We start from the raw sequence: 14,483 nt of genomic DNA, 5'->3' as shown, positions 1-14,483 counted from the left end.
TCAGAAGGTGTAGCCGACCTGCGGCGCCTTGTCCTCGAACGCGTCGAGCAGGCGCACCAGCGGTTTGAGCACAGTGTAGCGGTTGGCGGTCTTGCGCACGTAGTCTGTCACGGTTGGCAAATCGCCCATGTAGATCGATTTGCCATCGCGGTAGTTCAGGCGGCAGAAGATGCCGAGGATTTTCAGGTGGCGCTGCAGGGCCATGAACTCGAAGTCGCGGTAGAACGCGTCGATGTCCGGATTGACCGGCAGGCCGACCTGCTTGGCGCGCTGCCAGTAGCGCACGACCCAGTCCAGCACCACTTCTTCGTCCCACTGGATGTAGGCGTCGCGCAGCAGCGAGCCGAGGTCGTAGGTCACAGGGCCGAACACGGCGTCCTGGAAATCGAGCACGCCCGGGTTGCCCTGGTCGAGGAACATCAGGTTGCGCGAATGGAAATCACGGTGCATGAACACCTGGGGCTGCGCCAGCACATTGGCGATGATCGCTTCGAACACGCCGGCCAGCTGGGCGCTTTGCTCCGGTGTCATCTCGATGCCGAGGTGTTTGCCGACGAACCATTCCGGGAACAGGTTCAGCTCGCGCTCGATGAAGGCGCGGTCGTAGTTGGCCAGCACGTCGGGCCGGGAATGCAGCTGGAACTGGATCAGCGCGTCGACCGCGTCCGAATACATGAACGGGGCATTGTCGACGTCGAGGCGCTGCAGGTAGGTGGTGGTGCCGAGGTCCGACAGCAGCAGGAAGCCGCTGGCGACATCCTGGGCGACGATGGCCGGCACGGTGACGCCGGCTTCAAGCAGCAGGCCTTGTACATGGATAAACGCCGGCACGTTCTCGCGCTCGGGCGGGGCATCCATCGCGATCAGGGTGTTGCCAAGTTTTTCACGTAATTCCGGAATGACATCGATCCGGAAGTAGCGGCGGAAGCTGGCGTCGGACGAGGCGGGGCGCTTGGTGTCGACCTGCACCAGGTTGAGCGTGCCGAGCCAGGCGGAAAGCTGTTCCAGGCGGGCGTCTGGCTTGAGTGCGGGAGTATTTGATGACAATAAAGACATGAAGCAGCCTGTGGAATCCGGTTGAGTGAGACAATCCCATATAATAAGGGATTAAACTCAAAAAAGCGCCTCTCATGGTGTTTGAACGCATCTTTTCATGAGCTTGTTTCCGGCTCCGCCTCCCTCGCAACGTTGGGTATTCGCCCTGACGGCGATCGTCACCGCCACCGCGGTGCCTGCGCACGCCCAAAGCGTCGCCCCCCAATCGAACGCTGAAGAGTCCAATGCCCCCGTGATCGTGGAGGCCGAAGAGATCACCGGACGCCCTGACCGCGAAGTCAACCTCAACCGCGATGTCGAACTGATACGCGGCCAGACCCGCATGACCGCCGACAGCGCCTGCTACCAGCAGGTCGAAGATCGGGTGTCGGCGCAAGGCAATGTCTTCATGCAGCGCTTCGGCGACCGCTACACCGGCGATTCGCTGCAGCTGAACCTCAGTTCGGGCAAGGGCTACCTGCTCAACCCGACCTACAAGCTGCAGGCCAATAATGCGCAGGGCGGCGCGGCGCGGCTCGACTTCATCAGCCAGGAAGAAGCGGTCGTTACCAACGCCACCTACAGCACCTGCGAAGGCCTGAACCCGGACTGGTATTTGAAGGCCAACACGCTGCGCCTCGATGCGGGCCGCGATGTCGGCGTCGCCAGCGGTACCGTGGTGTACTTCAAGGGCGTGCCGATCCTGGGCACCCCGGCGCTGTCGTTCTCGCTATCGGGCGCGCGCCGCTCCGGCTGGCTGCCGCCAAGCGTCGGCTTCGGCTCCAAGGGCGCCGCCGAGGTGATGGTGCCTTACTATTTCAACATCGCGCCGAACCGCGACCTGACCGTGTACCCGCGCCTGATGCTCGACCGCGGCCTGCAGCTGGGCGCCACCGGCCGCTACATCGGCGAGACCGGCGCTGGCTGGTACGGCGGCGAGACCCACCTTGAGTTCCTGCTCAACGACAAGGAAACCAGGACCGACCGCTGGCTGGTCAACTCGAACCACTCGCAGGCGCTGGCCAGGGGACTGTCGTTCGGCTGGAACATCCGCGCCGCGTCCGACGACGAATATCCGAGCGACTTTTCGAAGTCGATTTCGACCAGCGCCGAACGCCAGCTGCTGCGCGAAGTGCGCACCGATTACGTCAGCCAGTACTGGAGCCTGACGGCGCGCGCGCAGAACTACCAGATCCTGCAGGACCCGGCCGCCGCCACCGACCCGAGCCTCACGGTGGTGCGCCCCTACGACCGCCTGCCGCAGATTAACTTCCACGCCGGCCGCTACGACGTCAACGGTTTCGACTGGGCGCTGGACGCCGAACTGGTGCGTTTCTCGCATCCTGATTTCCAGACCGGCAACCGCGCCGTCGCGATCCCGCAGGTCAGCTATCCGTTCATCCGCCCGGGCTATTTCGTCACGCCGAAGCTGATGGTCCATAGCAGCAAATACGATGTCGACACCGTCGGCGGCAGCGCGCGCACCCTGACGCGCACCTTGCCGACCTTCTCGCTCGACAGTGGCCTGATCTACGAACGCGATGCGACCCTGCTTGGCAAGAGCATGACCCAAACGCTGGAGCCGCGCCTGTTCTACGTCTACACGCCGTACAAGGACCAGAGCGAATTCCCGCTGTTCGACACCGCCGAAGCGGGCTTCAGCTTCGCCCAGATCTTCAGCGAGAACCGCTTCATCGGCGCCGACAGGGTGGCCGACGCCAACCAGGTGACGGCGGCGATCACCTCGCGCTTCATCGAAGAAAACGGCGCCGAGCGCCTGCGCCTGGCGATCGGCCAGCGCTTCTACCTGAGCGACCAGCGCGTGCAGCTCGACCCGAGCCAGCTGCGCAAGGACAGCCGCTCCGACCTGCTGGTGGCGGCGTCCGGGCGCATCGACGATAACTGGACCTTCGACAGCGCAGTACAATACGACGCCAGCGCCAAGCAGACCTTCAGTTCGAACTACGGCCTGCAATGGCGCCCGGGCGACAAGAAAGTGATCAACGCCGAGTACCGCTACCTGCGCGAAACGTTCAAGAACGTCGACCTGTCGTCGCAATGGCCGCTGTCGATGCGCTGGTATGGCGTGGGCCGGGTAAGTTATTCTGTCAAGGATCACAAGGTCCTTGAGAGCCTGCTCGGGCTGGAGTATCGTGCGGACTGCTGGGTGTTCCGGATGGGCGCGCAGCGCTTCGTGACCACCTTGCGCAATACCTCGACGCCGATCTTCTTCCAGCTTGAGCTGAACGGCCTGTCGAAGCTTGGCTTCGGCAATCCGCTTGAATCGTTCTACAAGAGTATCCCCGGCTACAGCAGGCTAAACCCTGGCTACGGCCGCTAAGCAGCACAACGATTTTTTCATTCACCTGAACATGAGTGCTTCCCAGATTATGCGTAAAGCCAGTATGCACCAACTCAAGATCGCAGCTGTCCTGCTGTGCGCCCTGTCCGCCGGCCAGGTAGCGGCGCAAGCCACCACGCCGGCGGCCGCGCCTGCGGCCAAGCCGTCGTCCGGCTTCTTGCCGCCGGCGTCGAGCTCGGCCAACGTGATCGATTCGATCGCGGTCGTGGTCAACGACGAGGTCATCACCAAGAACGAAGTGGCCAAGCGGGTCGAATCGGTGGTGCAGCGCATGCGCGCGGCGAACGCGCAGATTCCTGACCAGGCCGACCTGCAGCGCCAGGTGATCGAATCGATGATCGTCGAGCGCGCCCAGGTCCAGCTGGCCAAGGAGATGGGCGTGCGCGTCGACGACGCCCAGCTCGACCGCGCCATCGGCGGCATCGCCGAGCAGCAGAAGATGAACGTGCAGCAGCTGCGCGACGCGCTCGAAAAGGAAGGCACCACCTTCGTCGCCTTCCGTGAAGAGATCCGCAACGAGATGATGCTGCAGCGCCTGCGCCAGCACGAAGTCGACAACAAGGTCCAGGTATCGGACGCCGAAGTCGACACCTTCATCGCCGCGCGCAAGGCCGCGGCAGCTGAACGCGTCGAAATGAACCTGGCGCAGATCCGGGTACGCATTCCGGAAAACGCATCGCCCGAGCAGATCGCCGCGCGTCGCGCGCGCGCCGAAGAAATCGCGCGCCAGCTGCGCACCGGCGCCGACTTCGCCAAGATCGCCGCGACCTATTCGGACTCCGGCGACGCGCTCAAGGGCGGCGAAATCGGCTGGCTCGACGCGCAGCGCCTGCCGGAAGCTTTCGCCAGGGCGCTGGCGCCGCTCAAGCCGGGCCAGGTTACCCCGATCATCAAGTCGGCGACCGCATTCCACATCCTCAAGCTGGTCGACAAGCGCACCCCGACCGAAGCTGCCGGCGAGGCTGTCGTGCAGCAGACCCGCGCACGCCACATCCTGCTCAAGGTCACCCCGACCATGACCGCGGACGACGCCAAGCGCAAGCTGGTCGAACTCAAGGAGCGCCTCGACAACAAGGCCGCCAAGTTCGAGGAACTGGCGCGACTGTTCTCCAACGACGGCTCGGCCAGCAAGGGCGGCGACCTCGGTTGGCTGTACCCGGGCGATGTCGTGCCTGAATTCGAGAACGTCATGAACGACCTGAAGCCGGGTGAACTCAGCGGCGTGGTGGAAACGCCGTACGGCTTCCACCTGATCGAAGTCCTGGAGCGCAAGAGCGACGACAAGTCGAAAGAGCGCGAGCGCAACGCGGCACGCCAGGCGATCCGCGAACAGAAAGTATCCGAAGCGGCCGAAGAGTGGGCGCGCCAGGTGCGCGACCGCGCCTACGTCGAGTTCCGCGACGAGCAGTAAGCATGATTCTTAGGCCGGCGCTCGCCGTCACCACAGGCGAGCCTGCGGGCATCGGCCCTGAAATCTCGATCCGTGCCGCATGGGACATGCGGCACGACGCCAATTGCGTCCTGATCGGCGACGCCGCCTTCCTGGCGATGACCGCCAGCTACATCGACCCTTCCATCAAGCTGGCGGCACTGTCGGTGCAGGCGCTGCGCAACAGCGGCCTGCCGCAGTTTGGCGCCGGGCGCATCGCCGTCATCGATGTGCCGCTCGACGCGCATGTGGTGCCGGGAACGCTGGACGCCGCCAACGGCCGCGCCGTGCTGGCCACGCTCGACCTCGCGGTCGAAGGCGTGCTGGCAGGCTGGTTCGACGGCATCGTCACAGCGCCGCTGCAAAAGTCGACCATCAACGACGCCGGCGTCGCGTTCTCCGGCCACACCGAATACCTCGCCGAAAAGACAGCGACCCCAAAGGTCGTGATGATGCTGGCCGGCGTGCCGGGCGAAGGCCAGCCGCCGCTGCGGGTGGCGCTGGCCACCACCCATTTGCCGCTCAAGGACGTATCGGCGGCGATTACCCAGGACGGCCTGGCGCAGGTGCTCGATATCATCGACAGCGACCTGAAAACCAAGTTCGGCATCAAGTCGCCGCGCATACTGGCGGCAGGGCTGAACCCGCACGCGGGCGAGGGCGGCTACCTGGGGCGCGAAGAAATCGACACCATTGCGCCGGCCATCGACGCGGCGCGCGCTCGCGGCATCGACTGCAGCGGCCCGTATCCTGCCGATACGCTATTCCAGCCGCGCTACCTGAAGGACGCCGACTGCGTGCTGGCGATGTACCACGACCAGGGGCTCCCGGTGCTGAAGTACGCCACCTTCGGGCGCGGCGTCAACATCACGCTCGGGCTGCCGCTGGTGCGCACCTCGGTCGATCACGGCACCGCGCTCGACATCGCGGCGCAAGGCTTGGGCCTGGCCGACTGCGGCAGCATGATCGAAGCGATCCGCAGCGCGCTGCACATGGCCCGCGCACGCCGCGCAGGCAATCACTAACACGAAAAGAAATCCATGAAACACATCGCACGCAAGCGCTTCGGCCAGAATTTTTTGACCGACAAATTCGTCCTCGACGCCATCATTGAAGCGATTGACCCGGTCAGCGGGCAGGCGATGGTTGAAATCGGGCCGGGACTGGCTGCGATGACGGCGCTGATCCTCAAGCGCATGGACCACATGCACGTGGTTGAACTGGACCGCGACCTGGTGGTGCGCCTCGAGAAGGCATTCCCGCGCGAGAAGCTGACGATTCATTCGGGCGACGCGCTCAAGTTCGATTTCGGCCAGATCCCGGTACCGGAAGGCCAGAAGCTGCGCGTGGTGGGCAACCTGCCATACAACATTTCGAGCCCGCTGCTGTTCCACCTGGCCGACTTCGCGCACCTGATCGAAGACCAGCACTTCATGCTGCAGAAGGAAGTCGTCGAGCGCATGGTCGCGGAACCGGGCAGCAAGGTGTATGGGCGCCTGTCGGTGATGCTGCAGTGGCGCTACGATATGTCGCTGCTGTTCATCGTGCCGCCGACCGCGTTCGACCCGCCGCCAAAGGTGGAGTCGGCGATCGTGCGCATGATCCCGACCAGGCGCAAACTGGAATGCGACGGCAAGACGCTCGAAGCGGTGGTGACCAAGGCGTTCTCGCAGCGCCGCAAGGTGATCCGCAACTGCGTTGCCGGGATGTTCACCGAAGCGCAGCTGGTGGAGGCGGGGATCGATCCGTCGACCAGGCCGGAGACGGTCAGCCTGGAGCAGTATGTCGCGCTGGCGAATTCGCTGAAAAAGCCGGAATAACACAACCTGTCATCCACCGTCGTTCCCGCGCCAGCGGGAATCCATGGCTCGCCAAATTCGGACGCGCAGCATGGATTCCCGCATGCGCGGGAACGACGGTTTAGCTGCCGATCCTGCCGCCGTCGTTCTTGGTGATCACGATCGTCGCCGAGCGCGGACGCTTGCCGGCGCCATAACCCGCATTGCTCGGCCACTGGCTGGTGTACTTGCTCGGATCGCCCAGGTTCGCTTGCGAGGTGTTCTCGCCCGGATGCTGGATGTTGACGAACATCGTCTTCCCGTCCGGCGTTTCGGCGATGCCGGTAATCTCCGATCCCACAGGACCGACCAGGAAGCGCTTGAGCGTGTCCGGCGCCGCCTTCTTGCCGATGAACGTATCGACCGCCAAGGTGGCGCCCGAGGCTTGTGGATAGCTCAGCGTGACCTTGCCGCCGTCGCCGACCTGTCCAGGCATCGCCGCCAGCATCATGCAATTGGTGACATCGGTGTAGGCGCCGTCGTCGGTCTGGATCCAGCAGATGCCGGTGTACGGGCTGAACGCCAGGCCGTCCGGGCTGGAGAAGTCCTGCTCGGCCGTCAGGTTCGACAGGTTGACCTTGCCCGAATCGGCCGTTGCTTCCGCGCCGAACAGGTACACATCCCACGTGAACGCCGTTGCCGTTGATGCGCCGGCGCCTTCCTTGAAGCGCACGATATGGCCGTTCGGGTTGCCGTTCTGCGCCGAGGTGCCTTTCATGTCGGTGTAGGCGCGCGGGTTGGCGCTGTCCGGCGTCAGCTGCGACGAGCCGCTCGGGTTGACGTTGCGGTTCGAATTGTTCGTCAGGGTGTAGTAGATCTCGCCGTTCTTCGGGTTGACCGAGCACCATTCCGGACGGTCCATCTTGGTCGCGCCGACAGCGTCTGCCGCCAGGCGCGCGTTGACCACGATGTCGGCCTGGTCGGCGAACTTGTACGTCGCCAGGGCGGCGATGGCGGCGTTGGCGAGCGACAGTTCGATCCACTGGCCGCTGCCGTCGGCATTGAGCTTGGCGACATACAGCTTGCCGTTGTCGAGGTACTTGTCGCCGGTGGCCATGCGGTCGGCCGGGGTGGCGTCGGCCGCCGACCATGCGGCGCTCGACACCCACTTGTAAATGTATTCGTTACGCGAGTCGTCACCCATGTAGACCGCCAGCGGCTGTCCGGCCGCCGGCACCGAGAACGCCGCGCTTTCGTGGGCGAAGCGGCCAAGGCCGGTGCGCTTGCGGGCCGCCCGTGCCTTGTCGTACGGGTCGATTTCGACGATGTAGCCCATGCCGTTCATCTCGTTGCGATAGTCGTCGCTGCCGTTGGCCGAGGTGCCGAGTTTGCTGTTGTTCCAGCGTGCGTACTTGTCGTCGCTGCCGCCGGTTTCCCAGCCGTGGCGCGAGGCGGCGCCCTGGCTGCGGCCGTAGCGCTTGAGCGAGGCGACGCTCTTGTCGTTGCCGCGCGCCGCATCGTCGGCGGCGCCGCGCGCGAAGTAGCCGGACCAGTTCTCTTCGCCGGTCAGGAAGGTGCCCCATGGGGTTTTGCCGGTGCCGCAGTTGTTCAGGGTGCCGCGGGTGCGCACGCCGGTTGGCGAGAATTTCGTCACCATCAGCGCGTTGCCGCGCGCAGGGCCCGACAACTCAATGTCCGACAGTGCGGTCAGGCGGCGGTTGAACGACGACTCCTTCACGTATTGCCAGGCGCTGCCGGTCTTTTTGACCTCGACCACGGCCACGCCGTGCAGCGCCACTTCCTTGTCGACTTCGGCGGCCGGGCGCGGCAGGGTGGTGGTGCCGCCATTGGCGTGAAGGAAGAACGACGACAGCTGCTGGTCGGTGGTGGCTTCATGGTTGATCGCCAGCAGGCCGCGGTCCGAACTGCCTGCCGCCACCGTGCCGGTCGCCGACAGGCCGAAGAACTCCATGCCGTCGTGGTGGTCGCCGGCGCGCTGCTCGAAGTCGTTGTCGGTGCCGTCGTTCTTGAAGGCCGGGGTGGCGGCCGAGAGCGGATCGCCGAGGGCGTACAGCACGGAGGCTGTGTAACCGGCCGGCACCACGACGACGTCGGCCAGGCTCTTCGAGACGGCGCTAAACGACAGCAGCTTTTCCGGCGGCGGCGCCGGGGTGACTGGGGTGACCGGGGCGACAGGTTCAACTGGACCGTTGTCGCTACCGCATGCGGACAAGCCCGTAGCGCCCAGGACCGCTGTTGCGGCCGACGCGAAGCTGCCACGCAGCAGGCTCCGGCGGCTCAGCCGTGCATTGAGGATCGTGTTGAAATGTTCGTTTGGCGAATCGTTGCAGTCAACATCGTCGGCATCGACGTGGCAAAACAGATCATTCGGCTTGTTCATGCTGGGTCCTTGGCGTTGTAGGTTAATCAAGCCAAACGATTCTATCGACCGCAAATGACCACGCCGTGACGCTGGAATGACCGCCGTGTGACACGCGTTGCCCCCCCCCAAACGGCGGGTAACGAAATTTCGGACAAAAAAAAGCCCGCTGTTGAAGGCGGGCTTAAATCCAATTCTTTTCTGAGGAGAGTTGGAGGAGACAGGTGCAATTATGCTGCAGCACGGAATATATGGCTAATTTATCTTTCCAATATCCGATATGCGCAAATTACATATCTCATCCGCCGATCGACGCGGTGCAGTTGACCAGGATGTTTTCGACCGGGGCGTCGCCCATCAGGCCCACGCCGTTGGTCACGCTGCAGGTCTGGCCGGTTGGTTGCGCCAGGATCGTCACGCCATAGCTCTGATCGAAGGCAACACGGTTGGCGAACACGAATACGGTCGCGTCCTTGACCACGTTGATGGTGCCGCCGGTGGTGCCATTGGTCAGTACCAGGCCTTCGGCGGCCAGCCCCGTAATTTTGCCGCCAACGCTAAATGCATTGACGATGCACTGCACTGGCACATTGATCGCCGCGGTGCGGCCGGCCGTGCCTTCGTTGTAGCGAGGATCGGCTTCGCAGGTCTGGTGAGGCGGATTGGTCTTGACCAGCACCTTGTAGGCGTCGCCATACTCAAGCGAGCCAGGGAAGCTGAAACTGGTCGTGCCGACCGCGATCGGCAGGTCGACCCCATTGTTGGTCAGCACGAGGCCAGGATAGGCCTGGCCGGCAACAGTGCCATTAATGCCAAAGGTGGCGGTGCCGCCGCATGCTGCCAGTCCGGCCGCCAGCGCGAGTGCCAGCGCTGGGCGCAGGAAAGATGACTTCATTGAATTCTCCAGTAAGGTATGTTTGCCGGTACCCGCGCTTAGCCGCAGGTGACCACGACGCTGGTCACGGGGCCGCTGCCCATCCGCCCGGTGCCGTTGGCGACGCTGCAGGTGCCGCTGGCTGGCTGCTTGAGGATGGTGATGCCGTATGGCTGGCCGTCGGGAACCTGGCCGCTCACTGCGACCGGTGGCACGGCGTTGTTGTATTTGGTCATCTTGAAGCTGGTCGCGCCGGCCGGGATGATCTGCTGCGCGCTGCCGTTGATCAATACCAGGCCTTCCGAGTTGAGGCCGCTGATGGTGCCGCCCAGGTCATAGCTCGCGGTGATGCAGCGGATCTCGACCGAGTACACGCTGTAGGCGCCGGACTTGCCCTTGCCATTGACCACGTCGCAGGTGGTGCTGGCCGGTAAGGTCTTGATCGTCACGTTGAAGTCGCTGTCGCTGCTGATCAGTTGCTGGAAAACGAAGTTTGATGCGCCAGCCGTGATCGCCAGGTCCGGACCGCCGTTGTTCTGAATCACCAGGCCATCCTTGAGCAGGCCGTATACATTACCGCCGAGCACGAGGTTGTCGTCACCGCCGCCGCAAGACGCCAGGCCCAGCATGCACGCCAGCGCGATGCTGGAACGCAGGTACAAACTTTTCATAAATTCTCCAAAAACGGTCAGATACGGGCGGGCATCAAGCCGGCGCCATGGGGTGGTGATATTGTTTGCTCGTCATTTTAGTGCATTTGCCATCCAGAAGGCTGATTCCCCTTTGTATCCGGGTGTAACTAGCAGTGGTGGCGCGGCGTTTGATTTTTAAGGCTGGCGTGGCTATGCTTGCTGTATGAATCCCCTGATCCGCCGCGCCTGGCCGAAGGCCATCCTGTTCGACCTCGACGATACGCTGTGGCCGATATCCCCTGTCATCGTGCAGGCCGAGCAAACCCTGCATGCCTGGCTGCAAGAGCACGCGCCGCGCGTGGCCGAGCGTTTTTCGATCGAGAACCTGCGCCAGGCAAGGCTGGCGCTGCTGGCAAAGCAGCCCGAGTTCAGCCTGAACCTCGGCGAGCTGCGCCGTGCCGGCCTGAAGTCGGCCTTCGAGGAAACCGGCGAGGATCTCGACAAGGTCGAGCTGGCGATGGTCAAGTTTTTCGCCGCGCGCAATGCGGTGGTGCCTTACGACGATGTGGTGCCCGGCCTGCTGCGCCTGAAGGCGCGCGTCGCCATCGGGTCTATTTCGAACGGCAATGCCGACCTGGCGGCGATCGGGCTGTCGCATCACTTCAAGGTCTCGGTGGCCGCGCACGAGCTTGGCTACGCGAAACCGGACGCGGCGATTTTCCACGAGGCCTGCCGGCTGCTGGGCGTGGCGCCGCAGGATGCCGTGTATGTCGGCGACGATGTGCTGCTCGACGTCCGGGGCGCGCAGCAGGCCGGCTTGCGCGCAGTCTGGATGAACCGCAGCGGCAGCGCGTCGCACCTGGAGCACGGCGTGGTGCCCGATGCGATCTGTTCCAGCTTCGACCAGCTGATCGACTGGCTCAGGCGCGAGCATGGCGATACTTGAAGCCGCCGCGCCCGATGGATTAGCGCACACCGGCGCCTGACGAAAGTGCATAATAGGCGTGTCCATAGTCAGCGCTTTTGCAAGAACCCCCATGCAACTCGATAATCGTGCCCAAACCCTGCTGAAAGCCCTGGTCGAGCGTTATATCGCCGACGGCCAGCCGGTCGGCTCGCGCGCGCTGTCGAAAATATCCGGCCTCGACCTGTCGCCCGCGACGATCCGCAACATCATGTCGGACCTCGAAGAGATGGGCTATGTGTCGAGCCCGCATACCTCGGCAGGCCGGATTCCGACCCCGCGCGGCTACCGTATTTTTGTCGATACCTTGCTGACCGTGCAGCATCTCGACGAGCATTCCGTCGAATCGCGCATGCATTTCCCGGCCCAGCAGCCGCAGAAAATCATCGCCAACGCCGCGCAGATGCTGTCGTCGCTGTCGACCTTCGCCGGCGTGGTGATGAGCCCGCGGCGCGAATCGGTATTCCAGCAGATCGAATTCTTGCGCCTGTCCGAAAAGCGCATCCTGCTGGTCATCGTCGATCCGCGCGGCGACGTCCAGAACCGCATGCTGCTGACCGATGTCGACTACTCGCCGTCGCAACTGGTGCAGTCGGCCAATTACATCAACCAGAATTTCGCCGGCCTGTCGTTCGACCAGGTGCGCTCGCGCCTGACGGGCGAGCTGAACCAGCTGCGCGACGACATGGGCCGCCTGATGCAAGCGGCGGTCGAGGTGGGCAGCGAGGCGATGGCGGAATCGGAAGACATGGTCATTTCGGGCGAACGCAACCTGCTGGGCGTGTCGGACCTGTCGTCGAACATGAATTCGCTGCGCCAGATGTTCGACATGTTCGAGCAGAAGACCGGCCTGATGCAGCTGCTCGACGTGTCGAGCAAGGCCACCGGCGTGCAGATCTTCATTGGCGGCGAGTCGAAGCTGGTGCCGATGGACGAGATGAGCGTGGTCACCGCGCCATACGAAGTGAACGGAAAGATCGTCGGTACGCTGGGAGTGATCGGGCCGACGCGCATGGCTTACGAGCGCGTCATCCCGATTGTCGACATTACCGCCAAGCTGCTGTCAAACGCGCTCAGCAATCAGTAAGGCCGCGCCGCGTTAGTGGCGGTGCGGGCAGGCTGGCTTGATGCAGTTGCCGTAGATGGCCAGCGCGTGCTCGGCGATCTTGAAGCCGCGTTCGGCGGCAACGTTGTTCTGGCGCGATTCGATTTCTTCGTCGAAAAATTCTTCCACCCTGCCGCAATCGAGGCAGACCAGGTGATCGTGGTGCGAACCGGCGTTGAGCTCGAAAATGGCCTTGCCGGTCTCAAAATGGTTGCGGTTGAGCAGGCCTGCCTGCTCGAACTGCGTCAGCACCCGGTAGACCGTCGCCAGGCCCACATCCATGTTCTCCGAGAGCAGGATCTTGTAGACGTCCTCGGCGGTCAGGTGCCTGACCTCGCTGTTCTGGAAGATTTCAAGGATTTTCAGGCGCGGCAGGGTGGCTTTCAGGCCGCTGGCCTTCAGGTCGGTTGGGTTCGAACTCATGTTTGTTACTCGCTAAATGGCTTAGTGCTTTATCATATAGCGTTTTATACGGGGGTGCCTAGCTCCTGTTTCACGTATCGAGGTCACTTATGCGCGTCAATAATGCTGTTTCGTACCGTTTTTCCGTTCGCGCCCCGCTCGTGGCGGCACTCGTGTGCGCCAGCCTGACCCTGTCCGGTTGCGCAGTCTGGCGCGACCTGACCGGCCCTGCCGCCCCGGTTGACGCGGCCAAGGCCAGCGGCAGCGCCGATGCGGCCAGCGCCGGCGCCCAGACCACCCAGTCGAGCCGTCTGCAGAAATTCCTGTGGGTGTTCTCGCCGTATCGCCCGGACATCCAGCAAGGTAACTTCGTATCGCAGGAAATGCTGTCCCAGCTCAAGGTTGGCCAGACCCGCGAGCAGGTCATGTTCATCCTCGGCACCCCGCTGCTGACCGATATGTTCCACGCCGACCGCTGGGACTACCCGTTCTACCTCGCCCGTGGCGATGGCGAGCTGACCACCAGCCGCGTGACCATCTACTTCAAGGACAACAAGATCGAGAAGTTTGACGGCGGCAACCTGCCGACCGAGCGCGAATACATCGAGCGCATCGCCGGCAAGGCCAAGAAGAAGCCGGACGCCGACGTGAAGAAAAAAGAAGAAGCCGGCTCGATGAGCATCCAGGTCAAACAATAAGCAGGCGCGATGAACGAGTTGAAGATTGCAGTTGCAGGCGCCAGCGGGCGCATGGGCCGGATGCTGGTGGAGGCGATTGCCGCCGCGCCCGACACGGTACTGGCCGGCGCGCTGGACGTCGCCGGTTCGCCGGCGGTCGGCACCGACGCCGCCGCGTTCTCGGGCCAGCCGGCTGGTGTCGCGATCGAGTCGGACCTGGCGGCAGGCCTGGCCGACGCCGCCTACCTGATCGACTTCACCCGTCCTGAAGGCACCCTCAAGCACCTCGAGTACTGCGCCGCCCACGGCATCAAGGTGATCATCGGCACCACCGGATTCGACGACGCCGGCAAGGCGGCCATTCGCGCGGCGGCCGAAAAGACCGCCATCGTGTTCGCGCCCAACATGAGCGTGGGCGTGAATGTCACGCTCAAGCTGCTTGAGATGGCGGCAAAGAGCCTGTCCGAAGGCTACGACATCGAGATCGTCGAAGCGCACCACCGCCACAAGGTGGACGCGCCGTCCGGCACTGCGCTGAAGATGGGCGAAGTGATTGCCGACGCGCTGGGCCGCGACCTGAAGGACTGCGCCGTTTACGGCCGCGAAGGCGTGACCGGCGAGCGAGATCCATCGACCATCGGCTTCGCCACCATCCGCGGCGGCGATATCGTGGGCGACCATACCGTGCTGTTTGCCGGGATTGGCGAGCGCATCGAGATCAGCCACAAATCGAGCAGCCGCGTGACTTACGCCCACGGCGCATTGCGCGCCGCGCGCTTCCTGGCCGACAAGGCCACCGGCCTGTACGACATGCAGGACGTGCTGGCGCTGCCGCGCTGATTCAG

Annotated in this window: 13 protein-coding genes; 8 read left to right on the top strand and 5 right to left on the bottom strand. The window is 63.6% G+C overall.

From position 1 onward, the window contains the following. On the bottom strand, nucleotides 1-1,056 hold the full coding sequence (locus I4X03_RS12195) for an aminoglycoside phosphotransferase family protein (RefSeq protein ID WP_223468490.1): 1,056 nt from the start codon (nucleotides 1,054-1,056) through the stop codon (nucleotides 1-3). A gap of 97 nt (nucleotides 1,057-1,153) precedes the next feature. Here I4X03_RS12195 and I4X03_RS12190 point away from each other — a divergent pair, with 97 nt between their 5' ends. The 4 genes from I4X03_RS12190 to rsmA all read left to right on the top strand — a co-directional run bounded on the left by I4X03_RS12190 (nucleotide 1,154) and on the right by rsmA (nucleotide 6,646). Continuing rightward, nucleotides 1,154-3,376, top strand: coding sequence for an LPS-assembly protein LptD (locus I4X03_RS12190; RefSeq protein WP_223468489.1), 2,223 nt, complete (start codon nucleotides 1,154-1,156; stop codon nucleotides 3,374-3,376). A gap of 64 nt (nucleotides 3,377-3,440) precedes the next feature. After that, a complete protein-coding gene (locus I4X03_RS12185; RefSeq protein ID WP_223468488.1) occupies nucleotides 3,441-4,808 on the top strand; it encodes a peptidylprolyl isomerase in 1,368 nt (455 codons plus the stop codon). Between the two features lie 2 nt (nucleotides 4,809-4,810). Beyond that, on the top strand, nucleotides 4,811-5,851 hold the full coding sequence (gene pdxA / locus I4X03_RS12180) for a 4-hydroxythreonine-4-phosphate dehydrogenase PdxA (RefSeq protein ID WP_223468487.1): 1,041 nt from the start codon (nucleotides 4,811-4,813) through the stop codon (nucleotides 5,849-5,851). A gap of 15 nt (nucleotides 5,852-5,866) precedes the next feature. Next, nucleotides 5,867-6,646, top strand: a complete 780-nt coding sequence (rsmA, locus tag I4X03_RS12175; RefSeq protein WP_223468486.1) for a 16S rRNA (adenine(1518)-N(6)/adenine(1519)-N(6))-dimethyltransferase RsmA — start codon at nucleotides 5,867-5,869, stop codon at nucleotides 6,644-6,646. A gap of 100 nt (nucleotides 6,647-6,746) precedes the next feature. Here rsmA and I4X03_RS12170 read toward each other — a convergent pair whose 3' ends face one another. The 3 genes from I4X03_RS12170 to I4X03_RS12160 form a co-directional block, all read right to left on the bottom strand. Beyond that, entirely contained in the window at nucleotides 6,747-9,005 is a 2,259-nt protein-coding gene (locus tag I4X03_RS12170; protein ID WP_223468485.1) for a PhoX family protein, read from the bottom strand. Nucleotides 9,006-9,282: 277 nt separating this feature from the next. After that, nucleotides 9,283-9,879 carry a hypothetical protein gene (locus tag I4X03_RS12165; protein WP_223468484.1) on the bottom strand — a complete coding sequence of 199 codons (597 nt, stop codon included), beginning with the start codon at nucleotides 9,877-9,879 and terminating at the stop codon, nucleotides 9,283-9,285. Between the two features lie 38 nt (nucleotides 9,880-9,917). Next, entirely contained in the window at nucleotides 9,918-10,529 is a 612-nt protein-coding gene (locus I4X03_RS12160; RefSeq protein ID WP_223468483.1) for a hypothetical protein, read from the bottom strand. Nucleotides 10,530-10,713: 184 nt separating this feature from the next. Between I4X03_RS12160 and I4X03_RS12155 the strand changes: the two genes are divergently transcribed. Then, nucleotides 10,714-11,436, top strand: a complete 723-nt coding sequence (locus I4X03_RS12155) for an HAD family hydrolase (RefSeq protein WP_223468482.1) — start codon at nucleotides 10,714-10,716, stop codon at nucleotides 11,434-11,436. Nucleotides 11,437-11,527: 91 nt separating this feature from the next. Beyond that, complete coding sequence (gene hrcA, locus I4X03_RS12150) at nucleotides 11,528-12,541, top strand: heat-inducible transcriptional repressor HrcA (RefSeq protein ID WP_223468481.1); 1,014 nt, start codon at nucleotides 11,528-11,530, stop codon at nucleotides 12,539-12,541. A gap of 12 nt (nucleotides 12,542-12,553) precedes the next feature. Here the strand turns inward: hrcA and fur are convergent, their stop codons facing one another. Beyond that, nucleotides 12,554-12,982 (bottom strand): ferric iron uptake transcriptional regulator, encoded by a 429-nt coding sequence (fur, locus tag I4X03_RS12145; protein WP_223468480.1) that lies wholly within the window; start codon nucleotides 12,980-12,982, stop codon nucleotides 12,554-12,556. A gap of 89 nt (nucleotides 12,983-13,071) precedes the next feature. Here fur and I4X03_RS12140 point away from each other — a divergent pair, with 89 nt between their 5' ends. Both I4X03_RS12140 and dapB read left to right on the top strand, forming a co-directional pair. Next, a complete protein-coding gene (locus I4X03_RS12140; RefSeq protein WP_223468479.1) occupies nucleotides 13,072-13,659 on the top strand; it encodes an outer membrane protein assembly factor BamE in 588 nt (195 codons plus the stop codon). Nucleotides 13,660-13,668: 9 nt separating this feature from the next. Continuing rightward, on the top strand, nucleotides 13,669-14,478 hold the full coding sequence (gene dapB, locus I4X03_RS12135) for a 4-hydroxy-tetrahydrodipicolinate reductase (RefSeq protein ID WP_223468478.1): 810 nt from the start codon (nucleotides 13,669-13,671) through the stop codon (nucleotides 14,476-14,478). Nucleotides 14,479-14,483: the final 5 nt, after the last annotated feature.

Source organism: Massilia soli (assembly GCF_016809835.1).
GTDB classification, from domain to species: Bacteria; Pseudomonadota; Gammaproteobacteria; order Burkholderiales; family Burkholderiaceae_D; genus Telluria_A; species Telluria_A soli.
The sequence above is the reverse complement of the archived record's forward strand: the minus strand, read 5'-3'. Positions and strand labels throughout refer to the sequence as shown.

Excerpts from the sequence above, each read along its gene's own strand:
- I4X03_RS12195 (WP_223468490.1), bottom strand. The coding sequence starts at position 1,056 with ATGTCTTTATTGTCATCAAATACTCCCGCACTCAAGCCAGACGCCCGC.
- I4X03_RS12190 (WP_223468489.1), top strand. The coding sequence starts at position 1,154 with ATGAGCTTGTTTCCGGCTCCGCCTCCCTCGCAACGTTGGGTATTCGCC.
- I4X03_RS12185 (WP_223468488.1), top strand. The coding sequence starts at position 3,441 with ATGCACCAACTCAAGATCGCAGCTGTCCTGCTGTGCGCCCTGTCCGCC.
- pdxA (WP_223468487.1), top strand. The coding sequence starts at position 4,811 with ATGATTCTTAGGCCGGCGCTCGCCGTCACCACAGGCGAGCCTGCGGGC.
- rsmA (WP_223468486.1), top strand. The coding sequence starts at position 5,867 with ATGAAACACATCGCACGCAAGCGCTTCGGCCAGAATTTTTTGACCGAC.
- I4X03_RS12170 (WP_223468485.1), bottom strand. The coding sequence starts at position 9,005 with ATGAACAAGCCGAATGATCTGTTTTGCCACGTCGATGCCGACGATGTT.
- I4X03_RS12165 (WP_223468484.1), bottom strand. The coding sequence starts at position 9,879 with ATGAAGTCATCTTTCCTGCGCCCAGCGCTGGCACTCGCGCTGGCGGCC.
- I4X03_RS12160 (WP_223468483.1), bottom strand. The coding sequence starts at position 10,529 with ATGAAAAGTTTGTACCTGCGTTCCAGCATCGCGCTGGCGTGCATGCTG.
- I4X03_RS12155 (WP_223468482.1), top strand. The coding sequence starts at position 10,714 with ATGAATCCCCTGATCCGCCGCGCCTGGCCGAAGGCCATCCTGTTCGAC.
- hrcA (WP_223468481.1), top strand. The coding sequence starts at position 11,528 with ATGCAACTCGATAATCGTGCCCAAACCCTGCTGAAAGCCCTGGTCGAG.
- fur (WP_223468480.1), bottom strand. The coding sequence starts at position 12,982 with ATGAGTTCGAACCCAACCGACCTGAAGGCCAGCGGCCTGAAAGCCACC.
- I4X03_RS12140 (WP_223468479.1), top strand. The coding sequence starts at position 13,072 with ATGCGCGTCAATAATGCTGTTTCGTACCGTTTTTCCGTTCGCGCCCCG.
- dapB (WP_223468478.1), top strand. The coding sequence starts at position 13,669 with ATGAACGAGTTGAAGATTGCAGTTGCAGGCGCCAGCGGGCGCATGGGC.